At 33.7% G+C, this 18,755-nt stretch carries 10 protein-coding genes; 1 reads left to right on the forward strand and 9 read right to left on the reverse strand.

Annotation, left to right across the window (positions count from 1 at the left end; all coding sequences use genetic code 11):
- Positions 1-366 precede the first annotated feature (366 nt).
- Positions 367-3,600: a CheR family methyltransferase gene (locus tag DMB71_RS11840; RefSeq protein WP_111366314.1), complete on the forward strand. Its 3,234-nt coding sequence runs from the start codon at positions 367-369 to the stop codon at positions 3,598-3,600.
- 34 nt (positions 3,601-3,634) lie between these two features.
- Here DMB71_RS11840 and DMB71_RS11845 read toward each other — a convergent pair whose 3' ends face one another.
- The 9 genes from DMB71_RS11845 to DMB71_RS11885 form a co-directional block, all read right to left on the reverse strand.
- Positions 3,635-3,901: a hypothetical protein gene (locus DMB71_RS11845; RefSeq protein WP_111366315.1), complete on the reverse strand. Its 267-nt coding sequence runs from the start codon at positions 3,899-3,901 to the stop codon at positions 3,635-3,637.
- 130 nt (positions 3,902-4,031) lie between these two features.
- A complete protein-coding gene (locus tag DMB71_RS11850) occupies positions 4,032-4,478 on the reverse strand; it encodes a hypothetical protein (protein WP_111366317.1) in 447 nt (148 codons plus the stop codon).
- A 485-nt stretch (positions 4,479-4,963) separates the two neighbouring features.
- A complete protein-coding gene (locus DMB71_RS11855) occupies positions 4,964-6,826 on the reverse strand; it encodes a TonB-dependent receptor plug domain-containing protein (protein ID WP_111366319.1) in 1,863 nt (620 codons plus the stop codon).
- A gap of 390 nt (positions 6,827-7,216) precedes the next feature.
- The gene (locus DMB71_RS11860) at positions 7,217-8,524 is read right to left on the reverse strand and encodes a serine hydrolase domain-containing protein (RefSeq protein WP_111366321.1); all 1,308 of its coding nucleotides are present in this window, start codon (positions 8,522-8,524) and stop codon (positions 7,217-7,219) included.
- A gap of 4 nt (positions 8,525-8,528) precedes the next feature.
- Positions 8,529-11,030: a beta-N-acetylhexosaminidase gene (locus tag DMB71_RS11865; protein WP_111366322.1), complete on the reverse strand. Its 2,502-nt coding sequence runs from the start codon at positions 11,028-11,030 to the stop codon at positions 8,529-8,531.
- A gap of 13 nt (positions 11,031-11,043) precedes the next feature.
- Positions 11,044-12,525: a glycoside hydrolase family 10 protein gene (locus DMB71_RS11870; RefSeq protein WP_111366324.1), complete on the reverse strand. Its 1,482-nt coding sequence runs from the start codon at positions 12,523-12,525 to the stop codon at positions 11,044-11,046.
- Positions 12,526-12,742: 217 nt separating this feature from the next.
- Positions 12,743-14,578, reverse strand: coding sequence for an outer membrane protein assembly factor BamB family protein (locus DMB71_RS11875; RefSeq protein WP_111366326.1), 1,836 nt, complete (start codon positions 14,576-14,578; stop codon positions 12,743-12,745).
- A gap of 231 nt (positions 14,579-14,809) precedes the next feature.
- Positions 14,810-15,637 carry an alpha/beta hydrolase gene (locus tag DMB71_RS11880; protein WP_111366327.1) on the reverse strand — a complete coding sequence of 276 codons (828 nt, stop codon included), beginning with the start codon at positions 15,635-15,637 and terminating at the stop codon, positions 14,810-14,812.
- A 54-nt stretch (positions 15,638-15,691) separates the two neighbouring features.
- Positions 15,692-18,607 carry an FAD-binding and (Fe-S)-binding domain-containing protein gene (locus DMB71_RS11885; RefSeq protein WP_111366329.1) on the reverse strand — a complete coding sequence of 972 codons (2,916 nt, stop codon included), beginning with the start codon at positions 18,605-18,607 and terminating at the stop codon, positions 15,692-15,694.
- Between the last annotated feature and the right edge of the window lie 148 nt (positions 18,608-18,755).

Genomic DNA, 18,755 nt, shown 5'->3' on the forward strand with positions numbered 1-18,755 from the left:
TTGTACATTTTTTGTACAAGTGTTTTCTATTTAATCACAAATGAGAATTATATAATTTGAATTGGTAATTGTGTAAAAAACCTCCTGCACATAATCTTACATTTAACGTACCATACAAAAATCATTTTTTTAAAACTTCATCTTGAAAACCAAAAACTAAGGCTGTTCTATTTACTAGCCTTTAAGTTTTTTACAAAACAAAAATTCAAAGCAGCTGTTTTAATCGTTTTAGGTGAAGTAATCTCGTTTATAAATCTATACTATTCTGTCGTCTGTTTTGTTGTTGCTTTTTACTGATAGCATCAGTTTTTTGCATTGCAATTAATTACTCATAACTATTTGATTATGATCTAAAACTAAACGACCATGGATATTGTACATTTAAATAAAATTCAAAAAACAGCCGGATTTCCTGTTGTAGGAATTAGTACTGCGACAACTGAATTTGAAATTCTAAAAAAAATAATTTCAGAATTTCCAGCAGATTCAGGAATGGCCTTTATTATTATTGAAGATTTGCATTATGCTCAATCCGAAAAGCTTGCCGAAAAGCTTACAGAACATTCCAAAATACCAGTAATCGAAATTGTAAATACAATTGATCTTCATCCCAATCACATTTACATTATTCCTGAGAATAACTTTCTTGAGTTAGAAAATGGGCTTCTTATCCTTAAATTGCGAACCAGAAGCAGCATTGCCACAAATTGCCTAGATTTATTTTTTGACGCACTTGCGACGGTTTACAAAAGTTACACTATTGGACTCGTAATTTCGGGAACTTCTCTGGATAGCTTTGCAGGATTGAAAAAAGTGAAAGAAATGGGCGGAACTTCAATTGCCGTTTCACACAAAAAAGGGATCCCAAAAAATGATGATACTTCAGATTTTATAGATCATTTTACTGCAGCAGATCGAGTGGCAGAAAAATTAGCAGAAATACAAAAAAGCTATATTGCTAATCATGCGTATGAAGAAAGTGAAGAAAATGTTACAGCAGATGAAAAAAAACTGCTTAAAGAAATTATCTCGCTATTATACCTTAAAACCCGTACCGATTTTTATCATTATAAACATCAGACAATCCGGAGACGCATTGCCAAAAGGATGGTCATTACACATCAGGAAACTACTCAAAAATATCTCAATTTTCTTAAAAATAACAATGCAGAACTAGAATATTTATTCAATGACATCTTAATTCCTGTAACCTATTTTTTTAGGGATCAGTCTTATTTTGATCACTTGTGTAAAACTATTTTTCCTGCACTCTTAGAAAATTTTGATACAGGCACTTTAAGGATCTGGTCTGCAGGATGTTCGACTGGCGAAGAGCCTTACTCAATGGCAATATGCCTTCACGAATATTTAGAACAGCATAATAAATCCAATATTTCAATTCAAATTTTTGCTTCCGATTTATCAGAACATTGCATTGCAAAAGCACGTTCGGGAGTTTATACCCAGCAGGACGTCAAAAATATTGAGAGCGAAAGACTCGAAAAATATTTCATCAAAAGAAATAATGGGTATCATATCACTAAAATTATTCGAGATATGTGCGTTTTTGCTGTCCATGATTTGACACGCGATACTTCATTTTCAAAAATAGATTTTATTTCCTGCCGAAATGTTCTAATTTATTTTGACACACAATTGCAAAATCAGGTTTTGGCTTCTTTTCATTATTCACTTAGAGATAATGGCATTTTGTTTTTAGGGAAATCCGAATCGGCCAATGGTGTTTCCGATTTATTTACGCCCATAAACAAACAGGAAAAAATCTATATCAGAAAAAATGATATTAAACGAAACAAAACCATTCGATTAGGACTGAACGAAAAATCGAAAAATGATGTTCCTGAAACTAATGAAACTGATTATAAAAAAATTGCCTCTGATATTCTTCTTGAAAACTTTTCTCCGGCCGCAGTAATGATCAACGAACAGCTTGAAATTGTGTATTTTCATGGAGACACGAGTCCGTTTTTACAGCCGGCATCGGGGAAACCAAGTTTCAATATTTTGAATATGGTTCGTGAAGAAATTAGTTTTGAACTAAGAAATGCCATTTTAAAAACCCGAAACGAGAAAAAAAATAGTTCAAGTGGCCATATTTCTGTAAAAAAACAGCCTTTTTTAACTTCTTTTGAAGTCATTTTTCTTCCGTCAAATCATGATTTATTGCTGATTGTTTTCTGTAAAAAATCAGCCGCACATTCTGAAAAAGTGATTTTGGACGAAAACCATTCTAGCGAACTCGAAAAAGAATTGCATCAGCTTCAAGGCGATTTTAAAAGAGTTACAGAAGAACAGCAGATTTATTTTGAAGAGTTGCAAACCACCAACGAAGAATTACTTACAAATTCAGAAGAATTACAGCTTATAAACGAAAAACTATCTGCCTCTGCAGAAGAGCTTCAGTCTAACAATAAAGAGCTTTCGTATGTAAATGATGAACTGCAAAATCGTCGCGAAGAACTAGCTGTAATGCGTAATTTTTATGAATCTATTGTAAAAACAATTCGTGGTCCGCTAATTATAATTGACAAGAATGCAATAATTAAAACTGTCAATCCTTCCTTCTATCATTATTTTAAAGCATTACAAGAAGAGACCGAAGGACAGTCGCTCTTTGAGATTGGATCATGCCATTGGAACATACCTGAATTTAAAGAATCGGTTTTAAACAAGGTGCTTCTGGGTAAAGTGATTGAAAATTTCAAGATCCAGTTTAATCTCGACAACGGCATAAAGAAAACAATGCTTCTGAATGCTGCTCCTATAGCTGATTCAGTTCCTGAAGGGATGATTTTGATTGCGCTTGAAGATGTCACCGAATTAGAGTTTAGCAACGAATTGATAAAAAATAAAAACCAAGAACTTCAAAGTTACAACAGACAATTGGAATCTTTTACCGATGCTGCCAGCCACAATCTTTTAGAACCTGGCCGTAAAATATACATGTTCGGAAAAAAGATTTTAGACAACGAAAAAAATCTATCAGAATCGGGCAGACATAATCTTAACCGTCTGCTAAGTTCGGCAGTAAACCTGAATCAGCTTATTGAAGATTTGATTGACTATTCTAAAGTGAATTTTAGCGAAAAGTCTTTTAAAAAAACGGATCTAAATGTTGTGGTAAAAAAAACCGTTACTGAACTCAAAAGCATTATTCAAGAACACAAAGCAGAGATAACTTTCGATCTGCTTCCTGTTTTATATGGCATTCCTTCTCAGTTGAAACAGCTTTTTTCGCAATTAATAACCAATTCCATCAAATATGCAAAGAAAGAAACAAACCCGCAAATTCAGATAAGTGCTGCCAATCCATCTCCAGAAGAACTCAAGCACATAAAAGCAGATTCTAATCTAAATTATGCTAAAATCATGATTAGAGATAATGGAATGGGTTTTGCAAAAGATTTTGAAAATCTAATTTTTAATCCTTTCTATAAACTCCACAGTAACGAAAATCATTATGGCAGCGGACTAGGTTTAACTCTCGTGCACAAAATTGTTTCTAATCATAATGGCTTTATTCAGGCATCGAGCAAACCAGAAATAGGAACGGCAATTTGCATTTATCTTCCTGTATAAAAAAGAGCGGATATTTTTCCGCTCTTTTTACTCTTTAATCCGTTTTTGTATCTTCATTTCCAAAGGTTTGAATATTCATCTCAGAATTATCTTTATGTCTGAGTTCTTCATAATCAGCATCATCTCCCCAATCTCCTGTATTTTGTTTTTGAATTGGACTCGTTGCTTCATTTAATTCTTCTGCCTTATTCTCATCATTCGGAAAATACATATGATATCCTAAAATAGGATCCCAATTTGCTTCTTGCGTACGATCAATACCTTCTTGGAATAAATCGTTTTTTTCATTTCTTGTATCCATTTTCTGCTGCTTTTTATACCATCAAAAATTGAAAGTATGATTATTACTTTGTTTTCATAAAACAGTAAAATTCAACAAATTAAGCAAAGCATTTGTTATATCATTTTGGAGAAATTTTATATGATTCTGGTTATAATGTTTTGATTTTGTTTCGCCATTTTGATTTGTATTGTTCAGCAGAATGTTTTAATGACCAATATTCTATTATAGTTTGTATGGTTTCTTTAAATTTTTCATCACTATAAGGCGTAATAAAATAACTCTTTGCTGGTATTGCATAAGTGTCTATGACAAAAGAACTGGTAAACAAAATAGAATAGAAAAGACAAGGACATTTCATTTTCCTTAATATTGTTTTTTTATAATTAGATTGACGGTCATCTTCATTGAATTGCAATACATTCGAAAATAACAAAAAAGGTATATTTTTTTGAGTCGTCATATGCGACATAGCTTCTGCAAAAGTGTTAAAACAAAGCAAATTATTTCGAAGTTTCAAATCTGAAATAATTTCCTGAAATAGGAGACGATTCTCTTTATTTTCTTCTATTACTATTATGTTTCCTTTTATATTCATGATTACAATCTTTTGGGTTAGACATTCAGAATATTCTCTATTTTCAAAGTTCCAACTTTTAAAATCGTTTATTTATACAATTTTTATACAGATTTATATAATTCCCATATTTATTTTTATAAAACACTAAATATCAAACAAATAATCTAAGATTTAAAAATGAGAATAATGAAACAATCTCTAATAATTATGTAAGCGACAGAATAACGATCCCTCTATTTTGGGAAAAATTTTAAACCAATAATCCCGACATATGAAAAACTTATCTCTGAAAATTTTCGTAATCATTATTTCAATAGGAGCTCATTATAGCTGTGAAGCGCTCTGTGAAGATGAAGATTCTCCTCGCAGTCAAAAAGAAGCCTCAGTATACAAAAAGGCAGATAGCTTAAATGTTTCTACACTTGACTAAAAAACAAAACAGCCTGCAAACATAAAGCTTACAGGCTGTTTCTAACAATCTAAAGTTCTGAAAAAAATTCTCTTTAAAAAGTAACTAGTTTTACCCCCAAAGTAAACCAGCGTGAAGGCAATGGCACTGCCCCTACTTCGTAATAAGTGGCATTAAAAATATTCTGTCCATCTAAGAAAATGGTGAATTTATTAATCGCCTGACTTACTCTAAAGTCATTTATCCAATAAGATGGGCCTGTAATTCTTTCGTTAAAACGAGTGGCAAACATTACAGATAAGTTTTTAAACTGATAATCTATCGTATTGGTAATTTGGTGTTTTAATGAAGAAATTGCATATTTTGAATACGTTTCTGTACGCGCACTTTTGAACTCAGAATCTAAATAGGTGTAGGCCAAAAGAATGCTTAATCTTGAATCTTTAGAGAAATCAAATCTGTAATTTCCGCGTAAATTAATTCCGTTTGTATTCAAATCTCCTGTATTTTGACTTTGCCAAGGCTGTGTTGTTAGATTTCGCATCCAATCGATATAATTGTCGATTTTTCTGTAGAAATAATTCGCATTCAAACTCAAAGCTCTTTTGTTGTATTTGAAACCAATTTCACTCTGAAAAGCGTTTTCCGAATCTAAATCTGGGTTTCCAACATTTCCTGTCTGTTTCAAATATAAATCTGTAAAAGACGGAATTCTTTGGCTTGTTCCAACATTTCCAATAATCTTAAAGGCATCTGTAATGGCATAACTTGCATCGATTCCTGGATAAATCTGCCATTTATAATCAGAATTGTAATTTAAATATGTTCCGATATTTACATCTAGTTTTTCAGTAAAGCTTCTTCTGTATTCTGCATAAAGTCCAACATTTTCGCGATCGTGATCTCCAATGTTTGAAGAGTGGATGTTTTCATTTCTAAATTCAGCTCCAAAACCAATTTCTCCTTTCGATAATTTTACTGTAGAGTTCAATTCTCCTGCGATAGAATTGGTGTAATGCTGGCTTCTTCCAACAGCCAAATTTGAGTTTCCTAAATAACGGTAATCATCATAATTGTAACGATATGTTATTCTCGGCATAATTTTCCAACTCTCCGTAATTTGATGATTGGATTGAAGATTGGCAAAAGTAGTCTGAACAATTTCTGTTGAGTTTTTATCTCCTGGCGCAGCGTAGAATCCGTTTGCTCCAAACCCGTTTTTGATGTAGCCTGCAGAACCCTGAATTTCATTTTTATCATTGATCTGAACATTTCCCTGATAGAAAATTTTATTGTTTTCGAATGCTGTATTGTAGTGGTAACCGTTGCTTTTATCATGGGAAGCAAAAAGTAAATGCTGCTGTTTCTCTTTACCTAAAACTGCTCCAGCCTGAACTCCTGTTCCGTAAAAAGTATCACCTGTATCTTGGGTATCTTTTTCGAAGTTAGAACCTGCATAAGTGCTTACCATAAATCCAGAATCGGTTGGCTTTTTGGTAATAATATTAATTGCTCCAGTTAAACTGTTGATTCCGTAAATTCTCGCTGCTGGTCCGCGAACTACCTCAATTCTTTCAATTGCCTCAACCGGAAGAGGCAGATTTAGCATATTATGGGCAGTTTGCGAGTCAATAACTTTTGCTCCGTTTAATAGAACAACAGTCTGCTCAAAACTTCCACCGTCAACACTAATGTCAGCTTGAGTTCCGAATGGTCCTCTTTGTCTGATATCAACTCCATTAGCATATTGCAATACTTCTTGCAATGTTCTTCCTGGCAGTTTTTTAATGGTTTCGCTCGAAATAACATATACATTTCTGTTTTGCTTAGAAATTGGTGTATTAAAACGGCCTTCATTAATAACGACTTCATCCATTTGGTTGATGGAATCTTTTTTTGTCTGTGCGTAAAAATTGGTACAAATTACTGCAAAGGCAGCAAAATAGATTTTTTTCATTTTGGTTTACTATTTTTTTGGCAAAAGTAATGGCTTACCGTACCAACAAAGTATACCAGTTCAATAATTATAAGTGGTCCGGTTTGTTTTCTATTCTATTTGGTGTAAAATTAAATAAAACGAATACAAACCTGAAAGATATTACTTATAAATCAAATATTTAGCTCGCATTTTTTTGCACATCGCTAAACCTTTTTTCCTCTAATCTATTATAAACGATTCGTAAATTATTGTGGTATTTTTTTTTTGCCACGAATTCACGAATTATTTTTTTATAATCTGTGTGAAAAATAATGTCTAGAATTACACTAATTAATTTAAATAATTTGTAGCATATTATAGACAATGTATTGAATTAATAATTCGTGAATTCGTGGCGGAAAAAAGCTTTTAAGACCTATTAATCTGTCTCCAGATCTTTGCACTAAAATCGTCTTTGTACATTAATCTGTTTGTTCTAGTTGGATTAACTCGATTTGTTAGAATGATTAAAAATCGATTTGTATTTCGATTCATAAAGAAAAAAGTTCCTGTAAAACCAGTATGTCCAAAATCATCTTTTGTAAAAAACTCGTCTGGTTTTCTTTTATCAAAACCTAAACCGCGATAAATTCCTTCTTTTACAAGAGGAGAATCTGTAAACTCTTTTACAACTTTTGCTTTTAGAATCTGTTTTCCTTTATAATTTCCGTTGTTCATTAGCATTTTGCAGATTACGGCAATCGATTCTGCGTTTGCAAACAAACCTGCATTTCCAGAAACACCCCCAAAAATAGCCGCAGCTTCATCGTGTACATAACCTTTTACAGTATCTTTTCTAAAGAAATTATCTACTTCAGTTGGCATGACATTATCTATAGAAGTCCATTTTAGCGGATTATATCCAATTTTTGAAATGCCCAATTCGGTATAAATTTCATTTGTAAACTGATCCAGTTTTTTTCCTGTTTTGGTTTCAATCATTTGTTTCACCAAAAGCAAGTTTAAATCGCTGTACAAATATTTCCCTCTCGGATTTGTATTTGCCTTTGCAATCCTTTCATAAACCGACGGATAAAATTCTGGATTGAGCCACATGTTTTTATAAATCTGAACCCAGTTTTCCTTTGGTTCAAAAACCAAATATTTTGAATCGTAAACTATGTTTTTGTTCACATACATATTATCAAAAGGCTCAACATATTGCTCAGATTTCTGATTGCTCAAAAAAGGCGAATTGTCTGGCGTAGAAAGCAATGCTTGATAAAAAGTAATACTTGGCGTTAATCCAGAAGTATGCGTTAAGAGTTCAAAAAGCGTTAAATCTGAAATAGCTGTGTTTTTATACATTGGAACAATTTGTCCAACTTGATCTGTCAATTTAATTTTTCCATTTCCGACCAAACGCATTGTTACAAGTGTTGCGCCCAAAACTTTAGACATTGAAGCCAAATCAAAAACGTCTTCTGATTTTACTAATTGCTTTTTGGTATAATCGTGATAGCCATAATTTTTAGAAATCAGATTAAAATCTCCTGTACCCACGATAATTTGTGCTCCTGGGAAAAAGCTTTTCTCCAAAGCATTTGTCATCATCGAATCGATATAAACTTCATTTCGCTTTACATCAAAAGATTGCTTTGCGTTTTTCTGTGAATAACCTTTTGCTCCCAGAAAAATCAAGGAAACCATTATAATTTTAATACCAATATTTTTCATAACACTATGGATTAATTTTTAAGTCCTGTCCTGCCATCAAAGGCTCATTATTGGTTCCTGTAATTTGTATTCTTACTGCTTTTACAGGCTGTTTCGGATAAATGGATGCATTTCCGTAATCAAAATTATCGCCTTTTATAAAATCAGTTCCATTGTATGAAAACTCAACATAGCCGTTATTTATTATAAATCTTGGGTGATGCGGAATTCCACTTAAAACATCTATTTTAGAAGAAGTTACAGGGTTCGTAAAAGTATATAAAATCCAATCGCCGTTTTTGCAGGCAACATCGGTACGCAAATACGATTCTTCGTTATAATCTTGCAGATTCGAAATTGGAAACTTTGGATTTTCTGCCATCGACGAAGTCACTTTTACTTCTGGTTCCTGATAGGGCGAACAATTGAATTTTACGTTTGCAGCAGACTTTTTCTCTTCTTTATTCTCAACCGTAAAATCTAATCTGTACGTATTTTTTTCATTGTAATTATCAATCAGAAATCTCAAACGAGGTTTTGATTTTAAAGCTTTTTCATCTGCATAAGTCTGCACTACTTTATCATTTTCAAAAAGCGACACATTTTTGATTGTTCCGTTCGCACCATCATCTGTTGGGTTAAAAGTCAAATACCAAATGCCTTTTTTATCCACATGTTCTGAGATATTCTCAGAAATAGTCAAAACTTCAGCTTTTGATGTATTCCAATTGGCAACAGGCATTTTTTCAGCTTTGACTGCAGGACTTGCCGAATATTCATTAAAAAATACTCTGAACAAATAACTCTCATAATCTTTTGTCTGAATTGGTCCTGTATACAAAGGCGATTGTCTTGTTGGCTCATTTCCATCTTTGTCAAAACGTACAAAGGCACCTTCATAAGGCGGCGTTACCGTAATAGTTCCGTTTTTATAAATCGCTGTTGGCGGAAAATCTCTGAAAGCAATTCCCATATCTGCCAATCTTTTCAAATGGCTATTGGTTAATCTTCCATAAAAATCATCCCAATTTTTATCTTCTTTTTTAGACCAGCCAATTTCAGACAACGCGCTGATTCTTGGATAACTTTGGTATTCCATAATTCTTGCAGGACGATCCAAATACTCGCTCCACAAAGCACCCTGAACTCCAATTATATTTTTCTGCTCTTCGGGAGTTAAATCAGTATCAGGAATTGGTTCAAACGAATAGGCTCTTTTGGTATCGGTGATTGCTGCCCAACGGTGACCGCGTTCTGTTTCAGATTGCGCCATATCATAATACGTAAATTGCCCTGGCATCATGATGGTTTTATATCCTTTTTTTGCCGATTCGATTCCGTAACTAATTCCCTGCCACGCAGAAATTAATGTATTTGGATCAATTTCTCCGCCTTTCAGAATCTCATTCCAACCATCCGTTTTTTTATGGTATTTGTCTACAATTTTTTGAACTCTTTTAAAGAAATAGTTCTGAAGCTGAAAACTATCTGTAAATCCTTCTTTTGCCATTAAAGCTTGACATTTTGGACAATGTTCCCAATTGGCACGATTCACTTCGTCTCCTGCCACATGAATATATTCAAAAGGAAATAATCCTGAAACTTCTCTTATAATAGAATCCAAAAGATCATAATTTTCTTCTCGCCCAACGCACCAAACATTTTTTACTTCTCCCTGAACACTTTTAAGCTCTTGCGTTATAACACAACCCACTTCTGGATACGAAGCCGTTACGGCGCGCGAATGTCCCGGAATTTCGATTTCTGGCATTACAGAAATACCACGATCTGCTGCATAAGCCACTACTTCTTTAATGTCTTCTTGCGTATAAAAACCTCCGTAACGTTTGTCTCCAGAACCATAAGATGGCAATAAAACTTCACCTGGACCTCTCCAAGCGCCTTTTAAAGTCAAATCTGGCATAGATTTGATTTCGATTCTCCAGCCATTATCGTCAGTTAAATGCCAATGAAAAACATTCATTTTATGTGCCGCGAGCCAATCGATATAGTTTTTTACAGTCTGTTTGTCAAAAAATTGTCTTGAACAATCCAGCATCATGCCACGCCAATCAAAACGAGGATAATCTTCTATTTTCACAAACGGAAGAATTCCTTTTTTAACTTCTTTCGCAGAGCAAATTTGCAGTAAAGTTTGGAATCCGTTTAAAACGCCTTTATCTGTTTTTCCTTTTACGAAAATTCCTTTTTCATTTATCTCCAATTGATATCCTTCGTTTGGAAGATCCAATTTCTTATCTACTAGAAATGAAATGTTATTTTTTCCGTGTTTTTTTCCAATCGAAACAATTGGGGTAATTCCGCTATTTTTTGAAAAATCTGAAGTAATATAATCGACACTATTTTTCAGTTTTTTGTCTACAACAATTTTTAATGGCGAAGGAAAAACAAATTGTCCTGCAATTTGCTGAACTGATACAGGTTTTGGAATTATGTCTAATTTTTGGGCTTGTACAATACTAAGCGAACTTAGAAATAGGGCTAATAGAAGAATACTTTTTCTCATTTCTTTTTATATTTTATTTTACTGAAAATTCAATTGGACTGCTTTCCGTCTGAGTTTGACTCAAAGCCGTGAGCGCATAAACGTAGTTTTCCAAACCGGCATTTGGCACTTCTAGTTTTAGAGACGTTGTCACATAATAAATATTCTCAGGATTTGAGAAATCGGTTATTCTTCCTTTTGGAAATCTGTAGATTACATATTTTTTGTCATTTAGTGCCGCTTTCCAAGTCAGAACTGCATTATTGCCTTTTTTAGCAATCACAGCATTTGTTGGCGGTTCTGGTTTTAATCTTGTAATTCTGTTGGCTTCAGGAGTTAAAGCGATGTATTTATATTCTTTTTGAACAAGAGCATTTCTTAATGTATCTCCCTTTTTAAAAAATGAATTTGCAGTAAAATGCATCGAACCATCAATTTGTGGCAGTTTACGAATCATTTCGATTTGTTTTACAATCTGGTCTGGACTTCTCCATTCTGGTTCTTTGGCAGTAGTTGAAATTTTGTAATCGCCATGACCCACATAAACATTTGCTCCATATTTATGTTCTGCCCACCATTTTGCCAGAACTTCAAAATTGGCGCGGTCAAAACCAATGTGCCAATATATTTGAGGCGTAACATAATCGATCCAGTTTTCTTTTTGCCATTTTAAAATATTGGCATACAAATCATCATAATTGGTTGCACCCGCTCTAGTATTAGAACCTTGCGAATCTTTGGCAATATTTCTCCAAACTCCAAAAGGTGAAATTCCGAATTCAACTTCTGGTTTATTAGCAATAATAGTATCTCTAATTTGTTTGATGATTAAATCGACATTGTCTCTTCTCCAATCGTCTTTGTCTTTAAACTGGCGTGGTTCTTTAGCGAAAGCTTTTTCATCAGGAAATTCTTGTCCTTCAATTTTATACGGATAAAAATAATCGTCCATGTGAACGGCCTGAATATCATAATTTCTAACTATTTCACCCACAACAGACGAAACAAAATCTCTGGTTTCTTTATAACCTGGATTAAAATATCTTGATTTTCCGTAGGTTAGAAATAATTCTGGTTTCTTAAAAAACAAATGCGTTTTTGTCAAAACATCTTTTAAAGTATCTTTTTGTACACGATAGGGATTCAGCCAAACATGAACGTTCATACCACGTTTTCCTGCTTCATCAATCATCATCTGCAACGGATCAAAACCTGGTGCGACGCCTTGAGTTCCTGTTATCCAATGCGATGCTGGTTCTTTTGTAGATTTGTAATAAGCATCGGCTGTTGGGCGAATTTGAAAAATTACGGTGTTCAAATTATTCGATCGCAAATTATCTAAAATGCTAATCATTTCAGCTTTCATCTGTTTATCTGATAATCCTGGTTTTGATGGCCAGTCGATATTATCTACGGTAGAAATCCACGCCGCACGCATTTCTCTTTTTGGAGATTGCTGACTGAAAATTTTGGTCTGAATCAGCACTATTAGGATTAGTAATTTTAGACTTTTCATAAGATTGTATTTTTGGGTAGTTAACTGCTGTTAAATGTTTTAACCGAAAAGTTCGCAAAGATTTACGCAAGGTTCGCAAAGTTTTTATAATCTCGCAAAGTCGCGAAGTCGCAAAGCATTATTAAAAACTTAAAAAATGAAAAACTTTGCGACTTTGCGACTTTGCGAGCAAAATTTTATGCCCGAGAAAAAAACTTGAAAAATAATCTCGTAGAAGTTATTCCAATAAATAAATTCCGCCTTCTATAAGTGATGCCCAAACTTGTCCTTTATCATCGAGTGTAAAGCCATTTATGCTTGAACTTCCCAAGTTAATTTGTTTTATGATTTCAAATTTTGTGGCATCAACAATTACAACTTCACCTTTTCGGCTTCCTAAATATATTTTATTGTTTTTCTCTAATATTGCTGCTGGATTGTGTTCATAGCCCCATTTTAAATCCAAAACTTTGCTTTGGTTTACAACATTTTCTTCAGTCAATTCAATAGTATCATTAAGAGGCACTCTTACCAGTTCTCCCTCCATTGTTTTGCCATAAAACCATTTTCCGTCTTGGCTTTTACCCATTGATTCTCTGATTTTCCACTTCGAAGTTCTCAAAAGCGTTTTGCCCGTTTCAATATCTAAAATGGTTAAGAATCTTTGGGGCGTAACAAAATAAAGTCTGTTTTTTGATGCAACCATATTGACATTTCCTGCAGAATACAAGATTTGTTTATCATTGCCATTATTCCATTTCCAGATCAGTTTTCCTGTATTTTTATCCAAACAATACACATACGAATCCCACACTCCAAAAATTATTTTATCGTCTTGTATTAGCGGAGTTCCCTGCGAATAAGAAGCTGGTAAATTGCTCTGCCAAATGACTTTTCCAGTCACAGCATCTGCACAAATAAATGCTGTAGAACTTGCGGTATAAACTTTATTGTTTTCTGCAATTGGCGAACCTACCAAAACGCCACCAACAGGAATTGTCCATTTTTGTTTTCCTGATTGAGTATCAAATCCTAGTAGATTTCCTTCTATTGTACCAATAACCAAATTATTTTTTACAATTATTGGAGAAAAATAAATTGAATTTCCTGTTTCCGTTTTCCAGCTTACACTTTTATTTTTCAGGTTAACCGATTTTATTTCGCCAATTGAATTGGTGAAATAAAGATTCTTTTTATCGAATGCAGGAAGGCTGTAAATAGAAGCAATATCTTTATAGAAAGGAGATTGGAATGCAACAGTATCTTTCGGGATTTCAATTTTAGAAGGTTTTGATGGCACCGAAAATTTAAAAACTCCCGGTTTATCAATTTCTTTTTGATAGATACTGATACTGTCTTTGCTGATGATTACTTGATTATAACTTTTTGTTTTTCCGTCAAGCGAAGTTATCGAAGTTCCCATAATACCACTCAGACCTGAGAAATTATATTTTTTTAAAGTGTGTCCATGGCCGCAAAAAGTAGCAACTGTTGGATATTTTTCTAAAACAGAAAGCACTTCTTTGTAATTACTCACACTGTTATCTAACGGGTAATGAGCAAAATTTAGTACTTTTTTATTGTTGTTTTTAAGATTTTCTTTTAAGGTTTTATCCAGCCAAAGTACATCTTCGTGTTTCACAAAGCCATCTCCCATTTTCATGTAAGGTCCACACGGAAAACCAATAAAGACATAATCCCCTTTTGAAAAAACAAATCGATCCTCGCCAAAGATTTTTTTATACGTCAAACCGGCGCTTTCACTCCAGTTCGTTTCATGATTTCCAGAAATTACATAATATGGAATCTTCAATTGAGAAAGTATCGAATGCACTTGTTTTAATTCATCATCCGCACCGCGATTGGTCAAATCTCCGGTTACAACCGCAAATTCAAAATCTGAATTATTGATTTCTTTTACAATATTCTGCAATAAAAAGTCATTGTCATTTCCTACTGAAACGTGCAAGTCTGTAAGTTGCACAAATTTGATGTTTTCTGATTTTCCTGCATTTTGAGAGAACCCAGAAACTATCACAAAAAGCAATAATATTCTTAAAAATAGATTTTTCATTGGTAATTTTAATTTTATTAAACTATAATTTATTTAGAATCATATCGCAGTTCGTGTTAGACATAATTTCGTGCCTCTCTACAAATCTTGCGGAAAACTGTAATTGTTTTCTATTTTAAAAATTTGATCATTGGCGAAAAAAATACCTAACAGGTTCTGAAAACCTGTTAGGATAACCAACCAAAATTTATGTATTGCCATAAATCAACAAAATGGCAATACACTCAACGTTTACTGCGTTTTTTCGGCATTATTAAAATAATTGTAAAAAAACAGCAATTGATATTTTAAGGAATTCTCCCAGTATTTTAAATTATGCTCGCCTGGGCGTTCTATATAATCGTGATTTATCTTTAAGTCTAACATTTTTGCATGAAGTTCTCTGTTCACTTTCATAAAGAAATCGTCAACTCCACAGTCAATAATCAGTTTTAATTTATTGTCTTTTACCAAATCCAACATATTAGTAACTGTATTTTTATCCCAATTTTCAGGATATTCTGTTATTGGACCTAATCTTTTTTTGATATCCCAATTTTCAGGAAAAGGACGAAAATCTACTCCTCCGCTCATGCTTCCTGCCGCACCAAATACATCTTGATGTTTGAATGAAAGATACAAAGCACCATGTCCGCCCATGCTTAAGCCTGAAATGGCTCTTGCTTTACGGTCTGCAATTGTTCTGTATTGTTTGTCAATAAACGGCACTAATTCTTTTACGACATAAGTTTCATATTTAAAACTCGGATCTATTGGACTATCGAAATACCAGCTTGAATAATTTCCGTCTACACCAACCACTATAAAACCATATTGATCAACCTGTTTTCCTAGTTCTTTAAAATCTTTTGCCCAAGATCTATAATTTCCGCTATAGCCGTGAAGCAGATAAACCACCGGAAATGCTTTCTTGCTCTTTTTATAATTATCTGGAACTACCACGCAAGTTTTAATATTCTTCTGCATCGAAGCACTAAAAACCTGTAAAGTATCAACCTTAGCAGCTTTGGCTGTAAAAACGAAAAGCAGTAATAAGATTGAGTAAATTATTTTTTTCATAATTGATGTTTTATAAAATAATATTTTTGAAATGCATGAGTAAAATACAAAAAATTACTTCAAACAATCTCTCAAAATAGTCACGGGATGCATAGCTTTTCTATTCGTTCCGTCAAAAATCTGATGACGGCAACTGGTTCCTGCAGCAGCGATTTCGGTTGATAATTCTGTCGCTCTAATTTTCGGAAACAAAGTGTCTTCTCCCATTTTCATACTGATTTCGTAATGCTCTTTTTCATATCCAAATGAACCCGCCATTCCGCAACATCCAGAATTATAAATCGTAACCGTATTATTTTTTGGAACATTCAACATCGCAAAAGAAGCTTCAACTGAGCTTAATGACTTTTGATGACAATGCCCATGAATTTTTATATTCTTCTCTTTTTCAGAAAATTGATCTGCGTGAATTTTTCCGTTTGCAATTTCTCTTTTGAAAAACTCTTCAATTGTAAAAGTATTTTTAGCTAATTTCTCTGCGCTTTCCTTATCTGCAGCCAATCGAATATATTCGTCTCTAAAAGTTAATATTGCCGAAGGTTCAATTCCGATTAAAGGCGTGTTTTCAGAAATTATATTTTTAAAAATATTAATGTTTTTATTGGCAATTTCCTGCGCTTCTTCTAGAAAACCTTTTGAAATAAAAGCTCTTCCGCTTTCTTCATGATCAATTACAATTACTCTGTAACCTAATTCTGTTAACAGTTCGTACGCATCAATTCCGACTGAAACATCGTAATAATTGGTAAATTCATCACAGAAAAGATAAACGCTTCCATTCTCAAAAGAGCTGTTTGTGTTATGCTTTTTGTTCTTTTCATACCATTTTCTAAATGTTTTTGGAGCCAATAACGGAACTTGTCTTTCAGGTGCAATTCCCATTTTTGTTTTAACGAATGAAAGATTGGAAACCCAATTGGTAACTGATGGCGCGATACTTCCCAATTCATTCAATTTCGAATTGAAAGCAAATATTTTATTTCGGAAAGAAAAACCATTTGCCTTTTGATATTGGTATAAAAATTCAGCTTTTAAAGTTGCTACGTCAACATTGCTCGGACATTCGCTTGCGCAGGCTTTACAGCTTACACACAATTCAAAAACCTTATATAATTCTTCGTGATCGAATTTATTTTCTTTTTCTGAATTTGTCAGATATTCTCGTAAAGCATTCGCACGTGCACGAGTTGTATCTTTTTCATTTCTTGTCGCACGATAACTCGGACATAAAGTTCCGCCCGCTGAAGGCATTTTACGGCAATCGCCCGAACCGTTGCATTTTTCGGCAGCACGTAAAACTCCTAAACTATCCGAGAAATCTTGAATCGTTTTTATTTCAGGCTCTACTCGTCCTGCTTCAAAACGAAGATTTTCATCCATTTTAGAAGCATTTACGATTTTCCCAACATTCAGAATAGTATCAGGATCGAATGCTTTTTTTACTCTTTTCAGCAATTCGTAATTTTTATCGCCAATCATAAACGGTAGAAACTCTCCACGCAAAATTCCATCACCGTGTTCACCGCTCAACGAACCTCTATATTTTTTTACCAAATGCGCTACTTCAGTAGATAAATTCCTAAACTGATGCAATCCTTCTTTTGTCTTCAAATTTATCTTCGGACGCAAATGCAATTCTCCCGCTCCAGCATGCGCATAATAAATCGCACTTTGTCCGTGTCTTTCCATCATCGCTGCAAAATCGGCAATGTAATTTGGAAGATCGCTCAATTCTACGGCTGTATCTTCAATAGAATCGGCAGCTTTATCATCTCCAACAATACTTCCTAAAAGTCCAAGACCTGCTTTTCTCACCTCGTTTACTTTGTCAATATCTTCTCCGTAAATTTTTGGCAAAGCATATCCGAAACCATTATTTTCAAGATCTTTAATTAATGCATCAGCTTGCAGTTCGGCATCTTCCATACTAATGTGCGATCCCACTTCAAGCATAATAACCGCTTTTGGTTCGCCAACAATAAAAAATCGGTTTTTGGCTTGTTCTCTATTGGTTTTGGTACAGTCTAAAATTGTGTCGTCCATCATTTCGCAAGTATACAAATGATGTTTCATTGCAGTAACTACGGCTTCTAAACTTTCATGAATCGTATGAAAATGCGCTACCACCATAATATTGTTTACTGGCGGCAAATCATCTACTTTTAAAGTGATTTCAGTCGTAAATGCCAAAGTTCCTTCACTTCCGCAAAGGAGTTTTCCTAAATTAATGGTATCTTCTGTTCCCGAAAAAAGTTTCGATTTTAGTAGAACATCAATCGCATAACCCGTATTTCGTCTATGAATTTCTGGTTTTGGAAATTCTCTTAAGATTTCTTCTTGGTTTTCTTTGTTCGAAAGTTCTTCGTAAATGGTTTTGTAGATTTTATTTTCTAGAGAATCACCTTTTGTTTTCTCAATAAATTCTTCAGAAGTCAAATCTTTGAATATTGCAGTAGTTCCGTCGCTTAAAACGGCTTTTATTTCTACAATTTTATCTCGGGTAACACCGTAGCGAATTGAGGTTGTTCCTGACGAATTATTTCCGACCATTCCGCCAATCATACATCTATTGGTTGTTGATGTAGTTGGAGCAAAAAAAAGTCCGTGAGGTTTTAAATATAAATTCAGTTCATCACGAATTACTCCAGGCTGAACGGTTATGGTTTTCTTTTTAGGATCAAAAGAAACAATTTTATTAAAATGTTTAGAGACATCTACAATGATTCCGCTTCCTACAGTTTGGCCAGCTAATGAAGTTCCTGCCGTTCTTGGCGTTATGGAAATTTTATTTCTGGAAGCAAATCGAATAATATTTATAATATCATTTTCTGATTTTGGAATAGCCACAGCAAGAGGCATAATTCTATAAGCAGAAGCATCTGTGGCATATATTTTTTTATGAAGGTCATCATAAAAAAGAGTTCCTTCTAAAGAAGTTTCTAATTCTTGTAATTGGAGAGAATCGGACATTTAATTGGTTCTGTTGCTTTTGGTTCTTTAATACATGTTTCGTTTCTGCTTCGCTAAAAAGCTATTCGGCAAAAACAATACATTCTAAATTTTATTAGAATTGAAATATTTATTAAAGTTCCTCTTGGAAGCTTTGAACCTCTTCAAA

Source organism: Flavobacterium tistrianum (assembly GCF_003254545.1).
Classification (GTDB): domain Bacteria; phylum Bacteroidota; class Bacteroidia; order Flavobacteriales; family Flavobacteriaceae; genus Flavobacterium; species Flavobacterium tistrianum.

Excerpts from the sequence above, each read along its gene's own strand:
- DMB71_RS11840 (WP_111366314.1), top strand. The coding sequence starts at position 367 with ATGGATATTGTACATTTAAATAAAATTCAAAAAACAGCCGGATTTCCT.
- DMB71_RS11845 (WP_111366315.1), bottom strand. The coding sequence starts at position 3,901 with ATGGATACAAGAAATGAAAAAAACGATTTATTCCAAGAAGGTATTGAT.
- DMB71_RS11850 (WP_111366317.1), bottom strand. The coding sequence starts at position 4,478 with ATGAATATAAAAGGAAACATAATAGTAATAGAAGAAAATAAAGAGAAT.
- DMB71_RS11855 (WP_111366319.1), bottom strand. The coding sequence starts at position 6,826 with ATGAAAAAAATCTATTTTGCTGCCTTTGCAGTAATTTGTACCAATTTT.
- DMB71_RS11860 (WP_111366321.1), bottom strand. The coding sequence starts at position 8,524 with ATGAAAAATATTGGTATTAAAATTATAATGGTTTCCTTGATTTTTCTG.
- DMB71_RS11865 (WP_111366322.1), bottom strand. The coding sequence starts at position 11,030 with ATGAGAAAAAGTATTCTTCTATTAGCCCTATTTCTAAGTTCGCTTAGT.
- DMB71_RS11870 (WP_111366324.1), bottom strand. The coding sequence starts at position 12,525 with ATGAAAAGTCTAAAATTACTAATCCTAATAGTGCTGATTCAGACCAAA.
- DMB71_RS11875 (WP_111366326.1), bottom strand. The coding sequence starts at position 14,578 with ATGAAAAATCTATTTTTAAGAATATTATTGCTTTTTGTGATAGTTTCT.
- DMB71_RS11880 (WP_111366327.1), bottom strand. The coding sequence starts at position 15,637 with ATGAAAAAAATAATTTACTCAATCTTATTACTGCTTTTCGTTTTTACA.
- DMB71_RS11885 (WP_111366329.1), bottom strand. The coding sequence starts at position 18,607 with ATGTCCGATTCTCTCCAATTACAAGAATTAGAAACTTCTTTAGAAGGA.